This is a genomic window from Mycobacterium sherrisii, from assembly GCF_002102355.1.
Lineage (GTDB): Bacteria > Actinomycetota > Actinomycetes > Mycobacteriales > Mycobacteriaceae > Mycobacterium > Mycobacterium sherrisii.
This window is the reverse complement of sequence record NZ_LQPT01000084.1, coordinates 79,096-102,912: the sequence shown is the minus strand read 5'-3', so window position 1 is coordinate 102,912 and position 23,817 is coordinate 79,096. Positions and strand designations below refer to the sequence as shown.

Genomic DNA, 23,817 nt, shown 5'->3' with positions numbered 1-23,817 from the left:
CCGTTCCCACACTCGCGCCGTTGTTAACCTGGCGCCATGGCGGAGACCAGCGGAAAGCCGGGGAAGGCGATGCTGGCGGGCACGAGCTGGGCGCTGCTGGGCATGATGTCCTACGAAGAGGAAGTATCGGGTTACGACCTGAAGAAGTGGATCGACTGGAGCGTCGACCTCTACTACTGGAGCCCGTCGTTCAGCCAGATCTACACCGAGCTCAAGAAACTCGAAGGGCTGGGGCTGGTCACGTCGCGCGTCGAACGTGACGAGGGGATCCGCAGCCGCCGCCTCTACAAGATCACCCCGGCGGGCATGGACGCCGTCACCGCATGGACCAATCATGCGCCGGTGGATGCGCCGGTCCTCAAACACGGTGTGCTGCTGCGCATCACGTTCGGCCATCTGAGCAACCCGGCGCGGCTCAAGGAACTGCTGCAAGAACACGTGGCCTACGCCGAGGCCAGGCATCGTAAGGCAGTCGAGGACGCCGAGGGCGCCGAGGCCGAACCGGCATGGGCGTATTCGGTGCTCGCGCTGCGCTGGGCGGCCAAGTACTACGCGGCTGAGCGCGAGTTCGCGCTGGAGTTGATGAAGGAGATCGACGAGGCCGACGGCATCCTGCAGACCGCACCCAAGGGTGGCTACGGTAAGCCCCGGACCACGCCGGGTTACTGGCGCGAGGTGGAACGGCAGGTCAAGGCCAGGCGCGAAGCCGATTAACCGGTGCCCGCGGCGTCACGGGCCGCGATGTAGCCGTAGACCAGTCCCTGCGCGATGGTCGCACCCGCGCCCGGGTACGTCGTGCCGAACACGTTGGTGGCGGTGTTGCCGACGGCCCACAGCCCGTCGATGACGGCGCCGTCCTCGCGCAGCACCCGTCCCCGGTGATCGACGGTCAACCCGCCGCACGTGCCCAGGTCGCTCAACACCATCCGCACCGCGTAGAACGGACCCTTGGTCAGCGCACGCAGGTTGGGGTTGGGCGATATCGTCGGGTCGCCGTAGTACCGGTCGTAGGCACTGCGGCCGCGGCCGAAGTCGGGATCTTCACCGGCGGCAGCATTGCGGTTGAAGCGGTTGATGGTGGCGGTGAACTCCGGTACCGGCAATCCGATCCGGGCCGCCAGTTGCGCGAAGTCGTCGCCCCGAGCGGCAATGCCGGCGTCGTACCACGCGCGCGGGATGCGCATGCGGGGAAATACTTGCGCCCCAAAGACATAACTGTTGCGGTAGTGCTGGTCGAAGATGATCCACATGGTTTCGACGGGGCTGCCGGACCGCTCCAGCCCGAGCAGCCGTTGACCGAAGGACATGTAGTCCGACGATTCGTTGGCGAAGCGACGGCCGTGCTGGTCCACGATCAGGCTGCCCGGAAGTGACCGTTCGGCCAGCATGACCGCGGGGGCCGCGCCGGGCAGCGGCGCGACCGCCGGGAACCACCAGGCCTGGTCCATCAGACCGATGCCGCCGCCGCGTTCCTGCCCGGCGCGGATCCCGTCACCGGTGTTGGCCGCCGCCCCCAGGCTCAGGTGCGCGCCCAGCGACTCGGACTGAAATTTCCACCGCATGTCCATGCTGTGGTCGAACCCGCCGGTGGCCAGCACGACACCGCGGCGTGCGGTGATCAGCACCTCCCGGCCACCGTGCTGCACGACCGCGCCCCGGACGCGGTCGCCGTCGCCGTGCAGGCGCAGCAGGGGAGCATCGGTCCACACCGGGATGCCCGCCCGTAGCACACCGGCGAACAGGCCGGCCGCCAGACCCTGGCCGCCCGCGGCGTAGTGGCGGCCCAGCAACCGGCCGCCCACGCCCTGCGCCAGCCGCTTGGCGAACGTCGGAATGCCCTTGCCCGGGACGCGCGCGACGAGATTCATCCAGCGATAGTCGGCACCCGTCGTCGGGATCGGGACCGCCGCCTCCATCAGGCCCGGCTCCAAGCGAGTGCGGTACGCGCCGAGCAGCGACGTGTCGAAGGGGTGGCATTCACAGGTGCGCCCCGCGGCGCTGCCCCCGGGTTCCTCGGGGTGATAGTCGGAGTAGTCGCGAGCCCAGAAGAACCGCAGGGTCGTCTGCCGCCCCAGCATCGCAACCGCCGGGCAAACATGGGACAGGAACGCCTCCCAACGCGCCCGGGGTGCCGAGCCCGCGACGACCGCGTCGAGGTAGGTCGCGGCGTCCTCCTCGGTGTCGCCGGCGGCCCGCAGCATCGGACCGGCGGGCAGCCACAGCGCTCCACCGGATCTGGCGGTCGATCCGCCCACGTGCGCCGCCTTCTCCACGATCAGCACCGACAGCCCGAGTTCGTGCGCGGACAGCGCCGCCGCCATTCCGGTGCCCGAGCCGACGATCAGCAGGTCAACGGTGGTGTCGGCGACGGCCAGCCCGGGCGGGATCGTCGCGCCATCCGGGGTCACGCCGAAACCGTAGGCCCGGGCGCAGCAGTGCAGGAATAGCCGTCCTGATGAGTGGAACAGCTCTCCCGCACGGGGCGCCGGGAGAGTTGAATCGGTTGGATGCAGGACACCGACGAAGTCCGGCTCATCGAAGCCCAAGCCGTACCGACGCGGTTCGCCCGGGGCTGGCATTGCCTGGGCCTGATCAAACAGTTCGGTGACGGAAAGCCGCACGCCGTCAACGCCTTCGGCCAGAAACTCGTCGTGTTCCGCGGCGGCGACGACAAGCTCAATGTGCTGGACAGCTACTGCCGGCACATGGGCGGCGACCTCTCCCAGGGCGAGGTCAAGGGCGACGAGATCGCCTGTCCGTTTCACGACTGGCGATGGGGCGGCGACGGCCGCTGCAAGCGGGTGCCCTACGCGCGGCGCGCCCCCCGGTCAGCCCGCACCGCAACCTGGACCACTCTGGAACAGGACGGCATGCTCTTCGTCTGGAATGACCCGGAGCGCAACCCGCCGCCGCCGGAGGTCACCATTCCGCGCATCGAAGGGGCCACCAGCGACGGCTGGACGGACTGGCATTGGTACACCACCGTGGTGCACAGCAACTGTCGCGAAATCATCGACAACGTCGTCGATATGGCGCACTTCTACTACATCCACGGCGCGCTGCCGACCTATTTCAAGAACATCTTCGAGGGACACGTCGCGACGCAATATATGAACGGCGAAGGCCGACCCGACCTGGCCGGTGCAGAGGGTTCCCGCATGCTGGGCAACACCTCGGTCGCATCCTACTATGGCCCGTCTTTCATGATCGACGACCTGACCTATCACTACGAGCACGGCGACGCTGAATCGATTCTCATCAACTGTCACTACCCGATTGACTCGAATTCTTTTGTGCTGCAATACGGCATCATCGTCAAGAAGTCCGAGGCGCTGCCCGGCGATCAGGCCATGCAGACCGCGATCACGTTGGGCGACTACATCAAATTGGGTTTCGAGCAGGACGTCGCGATCTGGCGGCACAAGGCGCGCATCGACAACCCGCTGCTGGTCGAGGAGGATGGCCCGGTCTACCAGTTGCGGCGGTGGTATCAGCAGTTCTATGTCGACGTCGCGGACGTGGAGCCGGATATGGTGGACCGCTTCGAGTTCGAACTCGACACCACCCGGCCCTACCAGGCCTGGATGAAAGAGGTCGAAGCCAACCTGGCGGTCAGGTGAGAACGGACAATCGGCTCGACGAGATGCCGATGGTGCCGGTGACGTGCGGTCGCTGCGCAGCCAGGGTGCTGGTCCGCAAGAGCACCTGGAATCAGACCAGTGTGCAGTGGAACGCCGAGGCGGCCGAGCGGTGCGCCGAACGCGTGGCCGCTCAACAGGTCGCTCCGCATGCGAATCGCGGTGTGTTCCTGGTGTGTTCGGCGCTGCGTGAATCGATCATCGAGGCGGTACGGCGCGGGGAGTTGGCCATCGTCGACGAGTGATCGGGGCGACGTTGGTTGCTTCACGCGGGGCGTTTCTGGCTCAACGCCGGGGTGAACGAGCGCCGGCGGATCGCTACCTCGCGCCGGGGCCTGCTTGCGGCTGAGTCAAACGACTCTATTCACCACCCCCGCGTTTGCTGAAGCATTGGCGGCGCGGTTCCCGACATCTCGGCCCCGTCGCCGCCGTGTCGACCGTGCGGAACCGCGGGAAGGAGCGGTGGCGATGGCTGCACCAGTGGACGGACGGTCCGCTCGCGATGACGAATTGGACACGGCGCCAACATCTCTCGGTGGTGACGGCCCGGCTCCCGGCAAAACGCCAAGCCACCACCCCTACCACCATCCGGCCGCCGGCTGGGGGGCGGCCAAGAGCGTGACCCAGTTCCTGCTTCGGGAACACGCTGTGGTCGACGGAGCGCGAGCCATCCACCGGATGAACCACGAGAACGGCGGATTTGACTGTCCCGGCTGCGCATGGCCGGACGACACCAAGGGCCTACGCCTCGACATCTGCGAAAACGGCATCAAACACGTCACCTGGGAGATGACCTCCAAGCGGGTGACCGCGGAGTTCTTCGCGCAGCACACCGTCACGGAGTTGTCTGGGTGGTCGGATTTCGCTCTGGAAGACCAGGGTCGGCTCACCGAACCCCTGGTCTACGACGCCTCGAGCGACCGCTACCGCCCGATCAGCTGGCGGGACGCCTTCGACCTGGTTGGTCGGGAACTGCGTGCCCTCGACAATCCCAACCAGGCGGCGTTCTACACCTCGGGCCGGCTGGGCAACGAGGCCACGTTCCTCTATCAACTGTTCGCCCGCGAGTTCGGCACCAACAACCTGCCCGACTGCTCCAACATGTGCCACGAAGCTTCCGGGCGCGCGCTGCAGGCCGCGATCGGGACCGGCAAGGGAACGGCCGACCTCAAGGACTGGCAGACGGCCGATGCCCTGTTCATCATGGGCGTCAACGCGGCGTCCAACGCTCCGCGCATGCTGACCGCGCTGGCCGAAGCGTATCGCCGGGGCGCACAGATCGTGCACGTCAATCCGCTCGTCGAGGCCGCGGCAACGCGGACCATCGTCCCTCATGAGATCGGGCAGATGGCGATGTTCAAGGCCACCCGGACCAGCACGCTGAACCTGCAGGTGCGGGCCGGGGGAGACATGGCGCTGATGCGCGGGATCGCCAAGGCGGTGCTGGAGGAAGGCCGGCGCAATCCCAAGGCACTCGATCACGAGTTCATCGCCCGCTACACCGAAGGATTCGAGGAGTACCGCGCTGTCTGCGAGTCCACCAGTTGGACAGAACTCGAACTGCAATCTGGGCTGAGCCGCGCCGACATCTTGAAAGCCGCGGAGGTGTACTCCCGGTCGGACCGCACCCTGATCAGTTGGTGTCTGGGGGTCACCCAGCATGAGCACGGCGTCGACGCCATCCGCGAGATCATCAATGTCCTTCTGCTGCGGGGGAATCTAGGCCGCGAGGGTGCCGGCCCGTCGCCGGTGCGCGGGCACAGCAACGTGCAAGGCAACCGCACCTGCGGCATCGACCACCGTCCGGCCCCGGAATTTCTGGACCGGCTTGCGACCGTCTGTCACATCGAACCCCCTCGCGAACACGGGATGGACACGGTCGACACCATCGCCGCGATGAACGACGAGCGCGTCAAGGTATTCGTCGGCATGGGCGGCAATTTCGCGCTGGCCGCCCCCGACACCGATTACACCTTTCGGGGCCTGCGGCGCTGCACGCTGACCGTGCACGTCAGCACCAAGCTCAACCGCAGCCACCTGGTACACGGGCAGCAGGCGCTGATCCTGCCTTGTCTGGGCCGCACCGAGAAGGACCACCAAAAACGCGGCCTGCAAGCCACCTCCGTGGAGGACTCCATGAGCATGGTGCACCTGTCGGTGGGGATGAAAAAGCCTGCCTCGCCGCACCTTTTATCCGAACCGGCCATCATTGCCGGCATCGCCCGCGCCACGCTGCCCGGCAGCAAGACACCGTGGGAGTCCTACATCGAAGACTACGACCGCATCCGCGACACGATGGCCCAGGTGCTCGACGGGTTCGAGGATTTCAACCGCCGTGTGCGCCTGCCGCTGGGTTTCCGGATCCGTCAGCCCGCGCGCGAGTTGGTCTTCTTGACACCCTCCGGCCGGGCGGAATTCTCTAGTGCTCCGTTGCCCCAAGCACCCCTGGATGACGACGTCCTGATCCTGCAGACGATGCGCAGCCATGACCAGTGGAACACCACGATCTATTCCGACAACGACCGCTATCGCGGGATTGCCAACCTGCGCACCCTCATCCTGATGAACCGCGACGACATGCGGGCCCGCCACATTGAACCGGGAACTCCGGTCGACATCGTGGCCACGGCCCGCGACGGTAGCCAGCGCACGTTACAGCGCTACCGGGCCGTCGACTACGACCTGCCGCGAGGCTGTGCCGCCGGCTACATGCCGGAGATGAACGCTCTGATCGCAGCCGGTGATTACAGCACCCAAAGCAACCAACCGTTGATGAAGAACATCAAGGTGCGTGTGAGCCGCAGCCCCGCCCCGACAACGCATTCAGGCATCTCATGACAGCGCCCAGTTTTGCCGCGCGCGTTTGGCTCGCGGCTGGAGACCCGCAGCAACTGCTCCCCGCCCGAGAGCAGATGGCGTTCACCCTTGGATTCCACATCATCCTGGTGCCTTTCGGGGTCGCGCTGACCACACTGATGCTCATCGCCCACTACCGAGGTGTGCGCCACAACGACCGCGCGGCACTACTACTGGCCCGGCGGTGGTCGAAGGTCGCCGCCGTATTGTTTGCGGTCGGGGCCGTCTCGGGCACCGTGCTGCAGTTCGAGATGGGCATTCTGTGGCCCGGCCTGATGAAGCAATACGGTCCGGCCTTCGGGTTCCCGTTCGCGATCGAGGGCCTGTTCTTCTTCCTGGAGGCCATCTTCGTCTCCATCTATATCTACGGCTGGGACCGGCTGGGCACTCGCCTTCACTTCGCCTCCGGCGTCGTCGTCTCGATCGCCAGCGCGGGCGGCGCGGCCGCCGTCGTCGCCGCCAACGGCTGGATGAACCGACCCGGCGGAATCACCATGCGCGACGGCAAACTCGTGGCGGTCGAGCCCGCCCTGGTGTTCTTCAACAACGCGTTCTGGCTGGAGTTCCTCCACATGCTCACGGCCGCCTATATCGTCGCCGGCTTCGTCGTCGCCGGTGTTTACGCCACCGGCATCCTGCGCGGCCGCCGGACGCGCTATCACCAGCTGGGCCTGGTGATCGGGTTCACCACGGCTGCCGTCGGCCTCCCGGTGCAGGTGGTGTTGGGCGACCTGATTGCCCGACACGTCTACAAGGAGGAACCGGCCAAATTCGCGGCCATCGAGCTCCTGCCCACCACCGGAAGTCACGTCCCGGAAACGTTGGGGGGTGTCCTGGTCGACGGCAAAGTGCAAGGCGGAGTGCCGATTCCCGATATGGCCTCGCAGTTGGCCGGTTTCAAACCGTCGACCGTCATCAGGGGTCTGGACCTGATTCCGGTCGATGTCCGTCCCCCCGACCACCTGGTCAACATCGTGCACCTGGCGTTCGACACCATGGTCGGCACGACGGCCCTGCTGTTGGGATCGGGGGTGTGGTTCGCGTGGCTGTGGTGGCGCCACCGAACGACGCTCACCACCAACCGCTGGTTCCTCCGGGCGGCGTCGATCTGTGGGGCTATTTCCGTTGTCTCGATGGAAAGCGGCTGGGTGGTCACCGAGGTCGGGCGTCAACCCTGGACGGTCGTGGGTCTGCTCCTGACGCGGGATGCGGTCACCACGCACGGCAATCTGTGGCCGATGTTCGCGGGGGTGGTGGTCATTTACGCCGCCGTGGGGACCGCCGCGATAGCGGTGCTGCGATCGATGGCGCGGCGCTGGCAAGACGACGGTGACGACGCCGTCGCCGTGCCGTACGGTCCAAAACGCTTCGGCGGCAACCGCTCTGAAGAGCTGGTGTCATGATGGCCGGACTGGTCGCGGTGCTGCTGTTCGTCGGAGTGGTTTCCTACGCCGTGCTCGGCGGTGCCGACTTCGGTGCCGGGTTTTGGGACCTCGCCGCCGGCGGGACGCAGCGGGGCAAAGCGCCGCGGGCCCTCATCGACTCCTGTGTAGCGCCGGTGTGGGAAGCCAATCACATCTGGTTGATCTACAGCATCGTTATGCTGTGGAGCGGCTTCCCTACCGCCTTCGCCGCGATCACCACCACGCTGTACCTACCCCTGATGGTGGCGGCGCTGGGAATTGTGTTGCGGGGGGCTGGCTTCGCCTTCCGCAAGGAAACAATGGTCACCCCCGAGCGACGGTTCTACGGAGTTGTGTTCGCGGCATCGTCGGTCCTGACGCCGTACTGCTTCGGCGCCATTGCGGGCGCCGTCGCATCCGGACGGGTGCCGTCGGGCGGATACGGTGACCCGGTCCGCAGCTGGGTGAACCCGGCGAGCGCACTCGGTGGTGTGCTGGCGGTTCTGGCATGCGCATTCCTGGCAGCCACGTACCTGACGGTCGCGGCCAGTCGTGCTGGCGACGAAAAGTTGACCGGTTACTTCCGCCGCCGGGCGCTGGCCGCGGGCGGGGCAAGTGGTGCGGTGAGTTTGGTCGGCATCGCGATCCTGCGTGCCGATGCGCCGCGGCTCTTCACGGACCTGACGCATGTGGGACTGCCCCTGGTCACTGCCGCCGGCCTCGGCGGTGTGGCCAGCATCGGAATGCTGATGCGCCAACGCTTTGTCGGGGTGCGGGAGACGGCCGCTGCGGCGGTCGCGGCCGTGGTAGCCGGCTGGGGTGTCTCGCAGTATCCGAATCTGCTGGGGACGCACCTGACCGTCGGGGAGGCCGCCGCCCCCCGCGCCACGTTGGCCATTCTCGTCGCGGTGGCTTGCGCCGCGGTCGTTTTGGTGCTGCCACCATTGTTAGCGCTGTTTCGGCTCGCCGCGGTGCCCAGTGCCGTGGATGACCCTCAACAAAGGTGATCGAGGTGAACGTACCCGCCCACCCTCGGGGTGTCGTCGTCGTCGTCAACGGGTCGCTGTCCTCACCCGCAGCTGTCGAATGGGCGGCGCGCGAAGCCTCGCTGCGCGAGGTCACCCTCACGCTGGTCGCCATCAGGAAGCCCGGTATGCGACGGGACCTGGTGTGGCCCGCATTGGTGGCGGCCGCGGACGCCATCGAGACCCGATGCACGAGCTCCATTGAGCTGGAAATCGTTGATGGACTGGTGATCTGGGCGCTCCTCGGTCTCTCGGATTACGCCGACCTTTTGATCCTCGGCGCGGGTTACCAGCGCCACGCCGCCGACAACCTGATGCGTTCGGCACCCGCCCGGTTGGTGCAGCATGCGCGCTGCCCCGTGCTGGTGATCCACGACGTCGACCGATGGCACCCGAATCTGCCCGTGCTGGTGCCCGTTGAGTCCTGCCCGAGTTGCGAGGTAGCGGTCGACGTCGGGTTTCAGGAAGCCTCCCGTCGCGGTGTTGATCTGGTCACGGTCTACAGCCCGAACCGAGCGATCCAGCGCGAGCGGTTCCCGGTGGCCGGGGTACTGGCACCGATCGGAGAGCTGGCTGACGAATACCTGCAGCCGCACCGCGGCCGCTATCCCGACGTCACCGTGCGTTCCGTGCAGAGCTATGCGTGCAGCGACGTTCCACTGCGCGAGGTTTCCCGGGCGACGCAACTGATTGTGATCTGTGACCGTGCGGCTCAAGGGTTTTCGGGGCTTCGGTTGGGGCCGTTGACATGTACGGTGCTCGGTTCCGTGCGGGCACCGGTGTTGGTGGCCCGCCGGGCTCACGTCCACACCCGGCAGGCGTGAGAATGCCGAATTCGCGTCGACGCAGCGCCCCACGTTACGCCTTCGGGAAGGTGGGCTAATGGGTCGGATAACGACGCGTTGCGTGGCGCGGCGGCTCACCACGGAGGCCAGCACTATTCGCCGGGAGACGCTTGTCGTCGAGGAGCCGCTCGAAATCCGCATCGGCGGCCGTGCCATCACGGTGACGATGCGGACCCCGGGAGTGGACATGGAACTGGCGCAAGGGTTTTTGCTGACAGAGGGAATCGTCGCGCACCGCGACGACGTGCTGGCCATGCGCTACTGCGCCGGAGGGCGAGCCGGTGACGGTACCAACACGTACAACGTGCTTGACGTGACACTGAACCCGAACGTCCCGGCACCCGTTGTCGATATCGGTCGCAACTTCTACACGACGTCGTCATGCGGCGTATGCGGCAAGGCCTCCCTCGAGGCGGTGCGGGTCACGACCCGCCATCCGGTCACCGGCCGCGGCCCCCGCGTAGCCGCAGCGACCCTGACCGATATGCCCCGCCAATTGCGTTCGGCGCAAAAGATTTTCACCGCCACCGGTGGATTGCACGGGGCAGCGTTGTTCGAGCCCGACGGCACCATGCTGGTGGCCCGGGAGGATATCGGCCGTCACAATGCGGTGGACAAGGTGATCGGTTGGGCGGTCGAACGCGAGCGGATTCCCCTCTCGGGTGCGGTGTTACTGGTGAGTGGGCGCGCGTCGTTCGAATTGACCCAGAAATGCGTCATGGCCGGCATTCCCGTATTGGCGGCGGTGTCCGCGCCATCCTCGCTGGCGGTCGATCTTGCCGCCGAATCGCAAGTCACCCTGGTCGCGTTCCTGCGCGGCGAATCCATGAACGTCTACACGCGCCCCGACCGGATCATCGGATAGGAGCGGCCATGCCACGAATCGGCCCCACCGACGCGACGGCGCGTTCGCCACTGCGCCCGATCCAGTCACCGGACCGGCGACGGCGCGAACCGGGCTCGCGGCAAGATACGCTGCGACGCGCTGCCCGCGCGGGCATCACGGTGCCCGTCGCGGCGGCGCTGGGCCTGGTCACCGCGGGCGGCACCGAGGCGCCACTGTATGCGCTGCTCGGCGCGTTTTGGCTGATGATTTTCACCGACTTTCCGGGCAACCGACAAAACCGCGCGGTCGGATACCTCGGGCTCGGCGTCAACGGGTTCGTCTTGATCGCCGCGGGCACGGCCGTCTCGTCGCGTCTGTGGTTCGCCGTGGCCTTGACGTTCGTGCTCGGTGCGGCGGTCACCCTGGCTGGCGTGGTGAGCGAGACGATGTCCGCCGGACAGCGCGCCACCCTGCTGCTCTATCTGTGGCCGGCCTCCACTCCGTCCGGGCCCGTCGATCAGCGACTGCTGGGGTGGGCGATCGCACTGGCGACCTGCGTGCCTGCCGCCCTGTTTCTGCTGCCCGCGCGTCACCGCGGACGGCTACGCGATCACGCCGCCCGTGCCTGCGTCGCGTTAGCGTCCCGGCTCCGCGGCACCGGCTCGGATGCCGACGTCGTCGCCGCGATGGACGCCCTGCACGCGAATTACCTCGCCACCAACGTGCGCCCGGCCGGACTCACGGCGGGCAGCCAGGCGCTCGTCCGGGTCGTCGACAATCTGCAACTAATCCGCGACCGGCTCGCCGACGTTCATTCTGCCGCGCTCGGGCCGATGACCCAGCCGGCCATCGCCGTGTTGGAGGAGTGCAGCAAAGTTCTGCTGTGGTCGTCACCCGCGCAGCGTGATCTCGACCGCGCGGCCCTGGACCGGGCGGTCATCCACCTGCGTTCCGTGGAGGGCAGCTGCTACCGCGACGAGGTGGTGTGGATCTTGAGCGAAATCGACGATGCGGCCGCCATCGCCACCGGGCGCCAAGTGCTGAGCCGGCGAACGATCACCACGGCGGTCGCTCTCACCGGGTCGGTGGTGGCGGCGGCGGCCGCGGCCGACGCGCGGCCGGTGTGGGCACGCGCGCTCGGTTTGCGGCTGCCGAAGACAGCCAGCGCCGCGAGGCTGATTCCCGAACCCCTGGCGGTGGCCGCCATCCCCACCGCTTTCCTCGCGACGCGCGCGGTCTCGGCCCGTAACAGTGTGCGCACCGGGGCCGGCTTGGCGCTCGCGGTGGCCGTCAGTCATCTGTTTTCCGTGCAACACGGTTTTTGGGTCGCCTTGGGCGCCATGATCGTGCTCGGCAGCAGCGCGCTGAGCACCGGTACCAAGGTGATCCGCGCCGTGACCGGCACGGCGGTGGGCGTCGCGGTCGGGGGAGCGCTCATCGCCGCTTTCGGAGTGGACCCCAAGATGCTGTGGCTTTTGCTACCCGTCGCCGTCTTCAGCGCTACCTACCTACCGCAACGCTCGTTCGCCGCGGGTCAGGCTGCGATCACGATGACCGTTTTGGTGATCCTCAATCTCATCGCGCCCACGGGCTGGCGAATTGGGTTGCTGCGCATCGAGGATGTCGTCCTAGGCTCGACGGTGGCGATCGTCGCGTCGCTGCTGCTATGGCCACGGGGAGCGACCGCGGCGATAACGGAACTGATTCGGGCGGCCCTGCAAGCCAACGCAGGATATCTGCACGCCGCGGTGCTGCGCGTCACCGGCGGCGCCACCGATGACCCGGTAGCGGTGCTCGGTTACGTTGCGATGGCCGCCGACCGGGCCGTCGATGACGCTGTGCGACATTATCTTTCCGAAACCGGCAGCGAAGCCGACCTGCGCACCCCGGTGGTGCAAGCGGCCAATCGCATCACGCGGCTGCGCCTGACCTCCGACGTGATCGCCGAAGTGCCACCGGCCCAGCCGCGATCGGCGTATGCGAACGCGCGCGCCGTGCTGGAGGCTCATGCTCGATCCATGTCGGCCAAATTGCGCGGTGAATCCGTGCACCCGCCACGGCCGATCATCGATGAGTTTGTGCCGGCGCTGCGTTGCGACGGGGCACGCGGTGATGCGGTCGACGCCGCCCTGCCCTTGGTCACGGTCGCCGCCGGCCTCGGCGAACTTGAACTCAGTTATCCGTCGGACTCATGACGTCTCGTGAACGACCACCTCCGGGTCAAACGACCTGAACCCCGAATGAGTCGACTACGTGGAGCGCGGAACGGTCTGCGGTGCAGCGCGTTTCGAGATGATCGTGACGCTCCCGGCGAATGAGTTCACGCATACCGAAGCGCGCTGCGGACGGGGCGCTGGGGAAGCAGCGGGCGTAGCGGCTGCAGGGCGGGTGCTACCCGTGCCGGGCCGTCCTCGGCGTTGCGCCAGATGCCCATCGCCGTCATGCGCACGGGGGCGGTGAGTCGCTGATCGAACATCATGCGACGCGTCGGTCCGCACACCGAAACCGCGGCCACGACGTCGCGATCCCCGCCAATATCACCGATAGGGGCTGCGACACAACCGAATCCGGGAAACGACTCCTCGCGTTCGAAGGCGACGCCGCGCGCGCGGACCTTGGCCAGTTCCGCGGCGAGGTGCGGCCCGGTGCAGATGGAGTACTTGGTTTGACGAACCTGCAGGTTCACCGCGGCGTCCTGGTGGCCGTAGGCCAAGATCGCCTTGCCGACTGCGGTGCAGTGCGCAGGTTGGCGACCGCCGACCCGGGTGGGGATGATTTCGGCCATCCGGTCGCCGACCTTGTCGAGATAGACGACGTCCGGGCCGTCCAGCACCGCCAGATGGGCGACCAGTCCGGTGGCCCGGTGTAACTCGCCCAGCAGTGGACGCGCCGCCTGCACCAGCCGATCCTGATGCACGGCCAGCGACCCGAGTTCTACCAGCCGCATGCCCAGCTCGTAGTCGTGGCCGTTGCGGCGCAGCCAGCGCAGCTGCACCAGGCGCTCCAGCATCCGGTGCGCCGAGGAGCGGGGCAGGCCGGTGCGGCGGACGATCTGGGCCAAAGTGAGTCGGCCCGGCCCGTCGAAGGCGTCGAGAACCAGCGAGATGCGGTCGATGACGGCCGTGGGGGTGCTGCCTTCGACGGGTGCAGCGATCTTTGACATCGGTCCTCCAACGCCGCGGCAGGTCGGGCTGACATATTCCTATTAGGAATATGTGTGTACCACACCGTGTGGCCGCTGTCACACCCCCGCGAACCACACTCGAAGCTGTCGGATGCGGGTGTCCGACGCTCGCGGTCCGCGAGCCTAACTGCACTGCGAGTTTCGGCGTGCCTTTTCGCAGTGTGGTTAGGCTCGCGTGCCCGTCAACCCTTGGTGGCCGAGCGGCCGGCGCGGCGGCCGTAGAAGCTGCCGTCGCCGAGCGAGACGCCGCTGGCATAGCCCCAGGCGGCCAGCCCGGCGGTCGAGCGGCCGGCGGCGAACAGGCCGGGGATGGGTTCGCCGTTGACGTGCAGCACTTCGGCGTCCAGCGTGGTGGCCAGCCCGCCCAGGGTGAACCCGCCGGTGCTTTGGCGCAGGTCGATGGCGCCGACCGGGCTGCCGATCGGCTTGATCCACTCAGGCTTTTTGTGCAGCAGGGGGTCCTCGCCGCGGGCGGCGGCCTCGTTGTAGGCGGCCACGGTCGCCTGCAGCGAACCCGGCGCCAGACCCATGTCGGCTTCCAGCTCGGCCACGGTGTCGGCGACCCAGGTCGGCTGGCGGAGCATGAGCCGTGGCGACACCGAGGCCATGGCCTCCTGCTGGGCGTCGTCGTCGACGATCAGGTACGCGGTGTTGTCCTGGTGATAGAGGGTGAGCTGCCCGATGCGGCCCGGGTAGGTGTCTTCGGGGACGTAGCGCTGGCCGCGGCCGTTGACCAGGATGCCGCGCACCAGCTGCTGGGGATCGATGAAGATCGCGACCTCGGTGGCGTCCATATGGGCCAGATCGGCGCCCAACGCTTGCGCCATCCGGATCGCCTGCCCGTCGTGCTGCTCGATGGAGGCCGCCGGGCGGCCGGCGATGCGCGGCGCGTAGCGCGCCACCATCGCGTCGTTGTAAGCGAAGCTTCCGGTGGCCAACACGACGCCGGTGCGCGCCCGGATGGTCAGTTCGGAGCCGTATCGGCGCGCGCACATGCCGACCACCCGGCCGTCGGACGCGACGATCAAACGCTGCACCCGCACGTCATAAAGGGCGCGTGCGCCGGCGGCGGTCGCGGTGTCGACGAGCGGTTTCATCAGCATGTAGCCGGCGCTGGCTTCACCTTGTTTCTTGTTCTGCATCTGCGGGACGTGCCCGCGCGGGGCGGGGGTGGCGATGGTGTTGAACGGGAAGGAGTTTTCCCCGCCGCTGTACATCAGGCCCTGGTCGCCCATCGGTTCCCAACCGGGTTCGGCGAAGAACTCGGCCTTGAACGGCACCCCGCAGCCGACCAGCCAGTCGAAGTGCGCGACGCTGCCCGCACAGTAGTCGGCGATCCGGTTCTCGTCGGCTCCCGGCCCCATCGCGACGTTGAGGAACGCCGCCATGTTGTCGACGGAATCGGGGAAACCGCAAGCCGTTTGGATGGGTGTGCCGCCGCCGAGGTAGATGAATCCGCCGGCCATGGCCGCCGCCCCGCCCCACGAGCCGGTGCGCTCCAGGACCAGGACCTCGGCACCGGACCGCGCGGCCTCGACCGCGGCGGCCGCTCCCGCGACGCCGTAACCGGCGATCACCACGTCCGCCTCGTAGTCCCAGGCGGTGATCAACGACGCCGGGACCGGCGTCACGTCGAGGTCCGGCGTCTGGGACATCACAGCCGCATCGCCGCCGGCATCTCGCCCACCCACTGGTGGCCCCAATAGCTGTCGGCGGTGATTTCTTCTGCGGTGTAATAGGTTTCGTCGACCCGCATGCCGTCGGTGCCGAATTCGATGTCCCAATCACCCGGCGCCCGGACGTAGAAGGAGACCATCTTGTCGTTGGTGTGCCGGCCCAGCGTGGACGACAGCTGGAAGCCTTCGGCGTTCACTCGATCCAGCGCCTGACCCACCGCGTCGAGGGTGTCGACCTCGACCATGATGTGCACTAGTCGCGGGTCGCGCATATGCGCGGCCGGCACGATCGCCAGGCTGTGATGGCGTTCGTTGATGCCCAAAAACCGGACTCGCACCGGGCCGAACTCTTTGGGCAGCGGCACCCGGAACGCCCCGCGGGAGCGGAAACCCAGCACCTCGGTGTAGAACTCGAACGCACCATGGGGGTCCATGGCGGGCACCACGACGTGGCCCAGGCCCTGATCGCCGGTGACGAATCGCGCGCCGAACGGCGTGACGACCGGGCTGTGATCGAGCACCGGGCCGTGGAACACCTCGAGCGTGGTACCGGCCGGATCCTCGAAGCTGATCACCTCTTCGACCCGGCGGGTCTCGGCCTCGTCGACGGAGAGCTGCTTGAACGACACCCCGGCGCCGTCGAGTGCCGCCTTGACCCGCTGCAGCCCGGAGTGGTCGCGCACCTCCCAGCCGATGGTGAGCACCCGATCGGTCTCACCCGGCACCACGATCAACCGCGCCGCACGTTCGTCCATCCGCAGATACAGCGCCGAGGGGTCGGGGCCTCTGAAACTAGGGGAGCCTTCGGCGAAACCCAGCACGCCGAAGGCAAAATGCCGCCAGCGGTCGATGTCGCTGGTCGAAATGGTCACGTAGCCAAGGCTTTTCAGGTGGCTCACCGAACGCTCCTTAGATCAACGCCCGCAGCGGGCCTTCGGGCGGGTCGATGCCGATCGAACTCAGCGCCGCCGCATGATAGGTGGTGCCGGGGACATGGATGGCATGCATCTGCCCGACGTGCACGTCCCGCCAATACCGCTGCAGCGGAGTGTCCATCCGCGCCGCGTTGCCGCCCGACCGGGCGAAGATCTCGTCGACCGCCGACACCGCACGCCACACCGCGCGCACCTGGGTGCGACGCCCCGCGGCGCGGTCGGCGAACGACACCTCCTGGCCGGCCGCGACCAGGTCATAGATCCGGTCGGCGTTGGCCAGCAACTCCTGACGGGCGGCGTTGATGTCGGCGGCGGCCTCCCCGATCGCGTACATGACGTACGGGTCGTCCTTGATCGCGGTCCCGGTCGCGCCGACGCGCCCGCGCTGGTAATCCAGATGCGCCGCCAAGGCCCCCTCGGCGATGCCGATGGTCGCCGCCGAAATGCCCAGCGGGAACATCGTCGACCACGGCATCAAATACAGCGCCTCGGTCATACCGGCCTCCCGCTGTGCGGTGCCGTCCATCACCTTCGTCGCGTCCATCGTCCGGTAGCTCGGCACGAACGCGTCGGAGACGATGACGTCCTTGGACCCGGTTCCCCGCAGCCCCACCACATTCCACGAGTCCTCGACGATCTCGTAGTCCGTGCGCGGCAGAATCATGTGCAGCATCTGCGGCGGCAGCAACGGCACCCCGTTCTTGTCACCGAGCATGGCCCCCAGAATGATCCAATCGCAGTGATCGGTGCCCGAACTGAACTGCCACCGCCCGTTGAACAGATAACCCCCGTCGACCGGCTTGGCCACCCCCTGGGGCGCGTACGGGGAGGCCATCCAGGTATCCACATCGTCGGCCCAGATCTCGGCCGCGACCCGGGGATCCGCATAGGCCAACTGGTAAGGGTGCACCCCAACCACGCCCACGATCCAGCCCGCCGCCGGATCCAGCGCCGCCGTGGCCATCACCGTCTCGGCGAACTCACGAGGATGGACCTCAAAGCCCCCGTACTGCTTGGTCTGCAGCAACCGGATCAGGCCGGCCCCTTTCATCAACTTGACCGTGTCATCGGTAAGCCGACCAATGCGCTCGGCCTCGGCGGCCTGATCACGCAACTGATCCGCCATCGCCACAACCCGGTCGAGTACGCGGTCGCTCATGTCGTGTCCTTACTGTGGGGGGCTAGGTAATGGTCTACCGCAGTCCTCGCCCGGCCCGGCAGGAATCCCGATCAGCGGACGGAAATGAGCGGCCGGCCCGGCGAATGTGCTCGGCCCGCCCGACATGAGGAGACCATCCACGTCGCGCGTGCGGCTCTCGGTGTCCGAGGGCGAGCGCGCACGCGCGGCTGGCGAAACACCTTGCGGGCGAAGCTTAACCGCGGGACAAAAAGCCCAGCACCGTGCTTTCGAACGCGGCCTGGGCTTCGATCATGGCCCAGTGTCCCGAGTTCGGGAAGATGTGTAGTTCCGCGTTCGGGATGGTGCGCATCGGGATCAGCGCCATGTCGGGCGGGCTCACCCGATCGTCGCGGCCCCAGGTCAGCAGCGTGGGTGCCGCCACCTTGTGCAGCACGGCCCAGGGGAACGGCCGGTCCGACGCGCTCATCGCCGAGTTCATCGCGGCGAACGCCGCCTTGCCGTACATGCGGCGCGCGGCGTCCAGGGCGACGGGGTCGGTGGCCAGTTGCCAGCGTTCTTCGACGAGTTCGTCGGTCACCAGTGCCTGGTCGTACACCATCGACTTGAGCCAGTCCACGAGCCGCTGCCGCGTCGGATCCTCGACGAATTCCTGCAGCAGCCGGATTCCCTCGCTGGGGCTGGGACTGAAAATGTTGGTGCCGATGCCGCCGATAGTCACCAGCCTGCCGATGCGGTCCGGATTGCCGATCGCGAAGTTGATGCCGACGCCGCCGCCCATGGAGTTGCCGACGACGTGCGCCTTGTCGACACCGAGTGCGTCCAGGAACGGCCGCACCACGCCGAACGCGGTCACCATCGGGTGGCCACCGAGGTCGTCGGTGACCCCGAAACCGGGAAATTCCAGGATCAGGCAGCGGAAATGCTCGGCGAAGGTGGGCAGGATCCCGCGGAAGTTGCGCCACCCAGTCACTCCGGGACCCGACCCGTGCAGGAACAGCAGCGTCGGCGCGGAGTTCGATCCGCAGTCGTAGTAGCGCAGTGCGCCTTTCGGAGTATCGATCTCACGCAGGTCCTGCTCGACGGTCACCGCAGAAGTATTCGCCACGGTCCTCACCCTGCCATGTCGCCCGGGCGGCGCGGGACCGGTGTTCCGCTTACTGGTCACCGGTGTGGACAGTCGGGGTCTTGGGTGCCGGTCGGCCTCAGGCGGGGACTGATCGGCGGCGGGTCAGCAGCTCGTCGATCGAAAATCGGTTGTATTCCCGCAAGGCGACCACCGCCGACAACATGATCGCGTGCACCAGTTGCTCGACGACCACGTCGAAGTGCTCGATCGAGGTTGCGCCGATGACCAGGATGATCATCGACAGCACACCGGCGACCGCGGCGGCCCTGGTCAACGCGCCGATCAAGAGCAGAACTCCGATGATGAGTTCGGCGAACGGCAGCAGGTAACCGCACCCAGAGACGAGGAAGCCGGGCAGATACGACTTGGTGAACTCGCCCGTCAGATGAGCGTGAAACGCCCCGAGCTTGGGCATCCGGACCACGCCGTGGCCGAAAAAGCTCGCGCCGATGGTCAACCGCAGCAGCAAGTAGCCAAGAGCGCGGTCGGTTTCAGGCATGTCGTTCTCCCGGCGCCGTAGTGACAAAACCCGACGCCGCCGAGGATACCGGTCAGCTCACGCCGGTATGAATGTGCTTGTGCCGACACGGGTTACGCGCCCGGCGCGGGCCGGGCCATGACCGAGTCGGCGGCGGTCCAATCCGTGGACACGTTGCGGTGCTTGATCAGCCAGGTGCCGCCGGCGGGTACCAGGGTGTCCCGGTAGCGTCCGCAATGATCGAGCCCGATGTGGGTGACGACGGTGAAGTATGACGAAACTCGCGCCTCGCTGGGCGTCAGCGCGGTGAACAAGACATTGGCGAGGTTGTGCCGGACAATCGGCTTGACACGTGCGTCGGTGGCGACGCGTCCGGTCACGCCGCCGAGGAAGGCCGTGATCTCGCGCCTGCCGCGCAGCGGTTCGGCACCCCGAATCTCAAGCACACCGTCGTCGCAAAACGTCTCGGCCAATCCGTCGAGACGTCCCGCATCACCCGACCAGTTGTAGCGGGCGAGGGTGTCGCGGATCTGCTCTCGGGCAATCAATTCCCACGTCTGCATGGCCGTGACTCCTCATCGAGTGCCCCCACCGTACGGATTAGCACCCTAGTCACGGGCATCGTCGTGCCGTCTTACTTGACGACCCGCGGGGTAAAGCGGTGGACGGGCACGGGCATGACCCCGTTCAGGTCGAACACGGCGATCACAGCCCGCAGCAACGCGGGGGACCAGTCATCTAAAGGGTGTGCGTCGATCCGGGCCAGCACCTCGCGGCGCAGGTATTCGATGTGTGTCGGAGGCTCGTGATCAGTCATATCTGCGCCCGTGGCGGGTGGCTCCCGGTTCCGGTGTTCAGGTCGTGTTCGACGCTAGGGCGCACGTGTCGCCGGTGACCAGTCGCCCGGGGCGATTCACACCTGATTCAAGTAATGGGGCGACGGCGAAGGGGTGGGAATGAATCACGCCACGTCGCGGTAGAACAGCGCATGGAACTCAACGAAGCCGCACGCAAATTCATCGGCCCGGGCGCCGACGCCACCCTGGTCACCATCAACCCCGACGGCAGTCCCCAGGTGAGTCTGGTGTGGGTGGCACTGCGGTCCACCCCGGATGGCGACGAACTCGTCAGCGCGCATCTGGCCGACTACAAGAAGCTGCGCAACATCCGCAACGATCCCCGGGTCGCCGTCACGATCGTGTCGACGGGCGGGGCGGAGCAGGGCATGCGGCCCTTCCTGTCGATCACCGGGACCGCGCGCATCGTGGAGGGCGGCGCCCCCGAGCTGCTGAAGGAGCTGAACCCGCTGCTGGGTAACCCCGACCTGAAGTTTCCCCCGGACGACTCCCCGCCGGGATACCTTAACCACATTCACATCGACAAGGTGGGCGGCATCGGCCCCTGGGCCTGAGATCGGCATCTGCCACTTCCGCTACCCGCGGTAGCGCAATACAGTGGGTGAATGAGACCCGGCATCGACAGCAAGCACCTGCGGACGTGTCCACTGTGTGAAGCCATGTGCGGCTTGGAGATTCACGTTGAAGGCGGTCCCGAGGATGCCCGGGTCACCGGCATCCGGGGAAACCCCGACGATGTCTGGAGCCGCGGGCACCTGTGTCCGAAGGGCGTATCGCTGGGGGCCGTGCACCACGACCCGGACCGCATCCGCCGGCCGCTGATCAAGGTCGACGGTGCCTGGCAGGAAGTCAGCTGGGACAGAGCATTTCGGCGGTGCACCGAACTGCTGGCCCCGGTGATCGAAAGGTATGGCATCGGCGCGGTGACGGCCTACACCGGCAACCCGTTAGCGCACTCCTTCTCGCTGGCACGTTACGCCGGGGTGCTGATGGGCATGTCCGGGATGCCGGTCACGTATTCGCCCGGCACGGTGGACCAATGGCCGAAAAACCTCTCGTCGCACCTGATGTATGGCCTGTGGTGGAACTTCCCGGTGCCCGACATCGAACGCACCGATCTGTTGATCATCATGGGCGCTAACCCGGCCGCGTCGCAGGGCTCGCTGCTGGCCGCACCGAACGTGATGGGACTGATCGACGGAATTCGCCGGCGCGGCAAGGTGATTGTGATCGATCCGGTGCGCACGCAGACCGCGGCCCACGCCGACGAATGGCTTCCGATTGTGCCGGGCACGGACGCGGCGCTGCTGTTGGCGGTGGTGCACACGCTCTTCGCCGAAGATCTGATCAACCCCGGACCCCACGTCGACGGGGTCGACACCCTGCGACGGGTCGCCACCGAATGGCCGCCGGAACGGGTCAGCGCCGTCACGGGCATCGACGGCCACACCATCCGCCGATTGGCGCGCGAACTCGCGGGCACCGAGCGGTCGGTGGTGTACGGCCGAATTGGGCTGTGCAATCAGGAGTTCGGCAGTCTGGCCAGCTGGCTCGTCGACGTGGTCAACATCTTGACCGGTCACTTCGACACGCCCGGCGGGGCGATGTTTCCGAGGCCGGCGGCCTGGTCGATCACCACCCAGCCGCTGCCCGGGCTCGAGGGTGGCCGGCCCGAATTCGGCCGGTGGCACACCCGGGTGCGCGGCGCCAAGGAGGTCTTGGGGCAAGCGCCCGTATCCTGCATGGCCGAGGAGATCGCCACCCCCGGGGAGGGGCAGCTCAAGGCGCTGATCACCGTCGCCGGCAACCCGGTCTTGTCCACGCCCGGCGGCGACAAGCTCGACGAGGTGCTGCCGACGCTGGAGGCGATGATTTCGATCGACTTGTGGATCAACGAGACGACTCGGCACGCCGACGTGATCCTGCCCGGTCTGTCACCCCTCGAGCAACCGCACCACGACGATCTGATCCTGCTCTTCGCCATCCGTAGCATCGCGAACTACTCCGCGCCGGTGTTCGATCCCGGTGAGCGCCCGCACGAGTGGGAAATCTTGATCCGCCTGACCGGCCTGTGCACCGGCACACCCGCCGAAGACGTCGACGTCGCCGCGATAGACGACGGCTTCTTTGACTACCTGGCATTCACCCGCGGCCTGGATGGTGCCGAACTCCGCAAGCACTATGCCGCTGCCGGTATGGGCGGCGGCCCCGAGCGGATACTCGACCTGACGTTGCGGACCGGGCCGTTCGGCGACCAGTACGGCACGAACCCCGGCGGGCTCACGCTGGATCTGCTCAAGGCCAACCCGAACGGTATCGACTTCGGGCCGATGGTGCCGCAATTGCCCGACATCCTGGACACCCCCGACAAGAAGATTCAAATTGCCCCGCAGTATCTGCTCGACGACCTGCCCCGCCTGGCGGCGCGGCTGCAGCGGCCCGCCGAACCGCTGGTCCTGGTGAGCCGCCGGCATCTGCGCTCCAACAACAGCTGGCTGCACAACGTGCCCGCCCTGATGAAGGGAAGGGATCGGTGCACCTTGCTGATTCACCCCGACGACGCGGCCCGCTGTGGTGTCACGGACGACGACGTCGTCACCGTGAAGTCGGCCGCCGGAGAGATCAAGGTGCCTGTCGAGATCACCGATGCGGTCATGCCCGGGGTGGTGTCGTTACCGCATGGCTGGGGACACGGCAAACCCGGCACGCGCATGTCGGTGGCCAACGTTTCACCCGGCGCCAACACCAACGCGCTTTCCCCGCCGACGTTTGTCGACGAGCCCTCGGGAAACGGTGCCCTCAACGGGATTCCGGTGACCGTCGTGCCCGACCAAGCCAGATTTGAAGCCGCACAACCGGTGTCGTTGAGCTGATTGCCGCAGCGACGCCGAAACGGCCGAGCGATCAGGGTGCGATCGGCCGGTTGGTCCACTCCCGGTCTGGCCGGCGGGACGAACGGAACCAGCCGCCGGCCGCACCGGTGCCACCGTCGGTCGGAATCGTATGGCCGGTAACGAATGCCGCCAATTCCGAGGCCAAGAACAAGATCACCCGCGCCTGGTCTTCGGGCCGGCCCATCCGCCCGACGGGAACCCACCGTGGCCAGTGGGCATGTTCTTCGGGGGCAAGCCACTGCGAATACGGCACCTGCAGCGATTCGGTGACGTCGGGGCCAACCGCGTTGACCCGCACGCCTTTTTGACCCACCTGCACGGCGAGGCTGCGAGTGAAATGGATGACGGCGGCCTTGAATGCGGCGTAGACAGGGTCTTCGGGGTAGCCGCGCAATCCCTCGACGGAGGAGACGTTGACGATCGAGCCGCGCCGTCGAGCGATCATGGCCGGCAGGAACGCGCGCGTGACCAGGAAGACGTGGTGAAGGTTGATGTGGTAGAGCTCATCCCAGAATTGCGGGTCGGTGTCGACGAAGTTTCCCGGATGACGCAGCCAGTGGCCAACGTTGTTGACCAACACGTCTGCCCGTCCGAACCGGCCCATTACCGTGTGTGCCAGGGTGGCGACCTGTGTGGCGTCGCGAACATCGGTGACCACCACCAGGGCCGACCCGCCGGACGCGGTGATGCGCTCCGAGGTACGTTGCGCGCGTTGGGCATCGATGTCGGCAATGACGACCCGCGCGCCATGTTCGGCGAAAAGTTCGGCGGTGGCCGCGCCGATGCCGCCCCCAGCTCCGGTCACCACCGCCACCCGGTCGGCCAGCATGCGGCTGAACTGAATTGACTGGTCCATATACACATCTTCGAACATGCGCGGAATTCGCTGCGCAGCCAGCCCGAGTCGCGGACACAATCCAAGGGATGCAGTAC

Annotated in this window: 21 protein-coding genes; 11 read left to right on the top strand and 10 right to left on the bottom strand. The window is 67.0% G+C overall.

Translation table 11 applies throughout. The annotated features are described in order from the left end of the window. Positions 1 to 36: 36 nt before the first annotated feature. Complete coding sequence (locus AWC25_RS17320) at positions 37 to 714, top strand: PadR family transcriptional regulator (RefSeq protein WP_069400621.1); 678 nt, start codon at positions 37 to 39, stop codon at positions 712 to 714. Here the strand turns inward: AWC25_RS17320 and AWC25_RS17315 are convergent. Further along, positions 711 to 2,408 carry a 3-ketosteroid-delta-1-dehydrogenase gene (locus tag AWC25_RS17315; RefSeq protein WP_085167165.1) on the bottom strand — a complete coding sequence of 566 codons (1,698 nt, stop codon included), beginning with the start codon at positions 2,406 to 2,408 and terminating at the stop codon, positions 711 to 713. The genes AWC25_RS17320 and AWC25_RS17315 overlap by 4 nt on opposite strands. 99 nt (positions 2,409 to 2,507) lie before the next feature. Between AWC25_RS17315 and AWC25_RS17310 the strand changes: the two genes are divergently transcribed. The 8 genes from AWC25_RS17310 to AWC25_RS17275 all read left to right on the top strand — a co-directional run bounded on the left by AWC25_RS17310 (position 2,508) and on the right by AWC25_RS17275 (position 12,788). Further along, positions 2,508 to 3,620 (top strand): 3-ketosteroid-9-alpha-monooxygenase, oxygenase component, encoded by a 1,113-nt coding sequence (locus AWC25_RS17310; RefSeq protein WP_085167164.1) that lies wholly within the window; start codon positions 2,508 to 2,510, stop codon positions 3,618 to 3,620. A gap of 23 nt (positions 3,621 to 3,643) precedes the next feature. Continuing rightward, a complete protein-coding gene (locus AWC25_RS17305) occupies positions 3,644 to 3,883 on the top strand; it encodes a ferredoxin (RefSeq protein ID WP_085167180.1) in 240 nt (79 codons plus the stop codon). Positions 3,884 to 4,106: 223 nt separating this feature from the next. Further along, complete coding sequence (locus AWC25_RS17300) at positions 4,107 to 6,476, top strand: FdhF/YdeP family oxidoreductase (RefSeq protein WP_084229344.1); 2,370 nt, start codon at positions 4,107 to 4,109, stop codon at positions 6,474 to 6,476. Next, entirely contained in the window at positions 6,473 to 7,897 is a 1,425-nt protein-coding gene (locus AWC25_RS17295; protein WP_069400618.1) for a cytochrome ubiquinol oxidase subunit I, read from the top strand. The genes AWC25_RS17300 and AWC25_RS17295 overlap by 4 nt, the downstream gene beginning before the upstream one ends. Further along, on the top strand, positions 7,894 to 8,904 hold the full coding sequence (locus tag AWC25_RS17290) for a cytochrome d ubiquinol oxidase subunit II (protein ID WP_232327038.1): 1,011 nt from the start codon (positions 7,894 to 7,896) through the stop codon (positions 8,902 to 8,904). The genes AWC25_RS17295 and AWC25_RS17290 overlap by 4 nt, the downstream gene beginning before the upstream one ends. Positions 8,905 to 8,909: 5 nt before the next feature. Further along, entirely contained in the window at positions 8,910 to 9,746 is an 837-nt protein-coding gene (locus tag AWC25_RS17285; RefSeq protein ID WP_142278903.1) for a universal stress protein, read from the top strand. A gap of 58 nt (positions 9,747 to 9,804) precedes the next feature. Continuing rightward, positions 9,805 to 10,632, top strand: coding sequence for a formate dehydrogenase accessory sulfurtransferase FdhD (gene fdhD / locus AWC25_RS17280; protein ID WP_085167162.1), 828 nt, complete (start codon positions 9,805 to 9,807; stop codon positions 10,630 to 10,632). Positions 10,633 to 10,640: 8 nt separating this feature from the next. Then, a complete protein-coding gene (locus AWC25_RS17275) occupies positions 10,641 to 12,788 on the top strand; it encodes an FUSC family protein (RefSeq protein ID WP_069400615.1) in 2,148 nt (715 codons plus the stop codon). Between the two features lie 125 nt (positions 12,789 to 12,913). Here AWC25_RS17275 and AWC25_RS17270 read toward each other — a convergent pair whose 3' ends face one another. The 8 genes from AWC25_RS17270 to AWC25_RS17235 all read right to left on the bottom strand — a co-directional run bounded on the left by AWC25_RS17270 (position 12,914) and on the right by AWC25_RS17235 (position 19,950). Beyond that, complete coding sequence (locus tag AWC25_RS17270; protein ID WP_085167161.1) at positions 12,914 to 13,756, bottom strand: IclR family transcriptional regulator; 843 nt, start codon at positions 13,754 to 13,756, stop codon at positions 12,914 to 12,916. A gap of 203 nt (positions 13,757 to 13,959) precedes the next feature. Beyond that, entirely contained in the window at positions 13,960 to 15,432 is a 1,473-nt protein-coding gene (locus AWC25_RS17265; RefSeq protein ID WP_069400649.1) for an FAD-dependent oxidoreductase, read from the bottom strand. Next, complete coding sequence (gene bphC, locus AWC25_RS17260; protein WP_069400613.1) at positions 15,432 to 16,352, bottom strand: biphenyl-2,3-diol 1,2-dioxygenase; 921 nt, start codon at positions 16,350 to 16,352, stop codon at positions 15,432 to 15,434. The genes AWC25_RS17265 and bphC overlap by 1 nt, the downstream gene beginning before the upstream one ends. A 10-nt stretch (positions 16,353 to 16,362) precedes the next feature. Beyond that, the gene (locus AWC25_RS17255; protein ID WP_069400612.1) at positions 16,363 to 17,547 is read right to left on the bottom strand and encodes an acyl-CoA dehydrogenase family protein; all 1,185 of its coding nucleotides are present in this window, start codon (positions 17,545 to 17,547) and stop codon (positions 16,363 to 16,365) included. A gap of 214 nt (positions 17,548 to 17,761) precedes the next feature. Then, positions 17,762 to 18,634 carry an alpha/beta fold hydrolase gene (locus tag AWC25_RS17250; RefSeq protein WP_085167160.1) on the bottom strand — a complete coding sequence of 291 codons (873 nt, stop codon included), beginning with the start codon at positions 18,632 to 18,634 and terminating at the stop codon, positions 17,762 to 17,764. 97 nt (positions 18,635 to 18,731) lie between these two features. Then, a complete protein-coding gene (locus AWC25_RS17245; protein ID WP_069400611.1) occupies positions 18,732 to 19,154 on the bottom strand; it encodes a DoxX family protein in 423 nt (140 codons plus the stop codon). A 92-nt stretch (positions 19,155 to 19,246) separates the two neighbouring features. After that, a complete protein-coding gene (locus AWC25_RS17240; protein ID WP_069400610.1) occupies positions 19,247 to 19,696 on the bottom strand; it encodes a nuclear transport factor 2 family protein in 450 nt (149 codons plus the stop codon). Positions 19,697 to 19,767: 71 nt separating this feature from the next. Continuing rightward, a complete protein-coding gene (locus AWC25_RS17235) occupies positions 19,768 to 19,950 on the bottom strand; it encodes a hypothetical protein (RefSeq protein WP_085167159.1) in 183 nt (60 codons plus the stop codon). Between the two features lie 171 nt (positions 19,951 to 20,121). Between AWC25_RS17235 and AWC25_RS17230 the strand changes: the two genes are divergently transcribed. Together AWC25_RS17230 and AWC25_RS17225 are read left to right on the top strand one after the other, a co-directional pair. Then, complete coding sequence (locus AWC25_RS17230; protein ID WP_085167158.1) at positions 20,122 to 20,544, top strand: PPOX class F420-dependent oxidoreductase; 423 nt, start codon at positions 20,122 to 20,124, stop codon at positions 20,542 to 20,544. Positions 20,545 to 20,595: 51 nt separating this feature from the next. Next, entirely contained in the window at positions 20,596 to 22,863 is a 2,268-nt protein-coding gene (locus tag AWC25_RS17225; protein ID WP_069400608.1) for a molybdopterin oxidoreductase family protein, read from the top strand. Between the two features lie 31 nt (positions 22,864 to 22,894). Here AWC25_RS17225 and AWC25_RS17220 read toward each other — a convergent pair whose 3' ends face one another. Further along, positions 22,895 to 23,740, bottom strand: coding sequence for an SDR family NAD(P)-dependent oxidoreductase (locus AWC25_RS17220; protein ID WP_085167179.1), 846 nt, complete (start codon positions 23,738 to 23,740; stop codon positions 22,895 to 22,897). Positions 23,741 to 23,817: the final 77 nt, after the last annotated feature.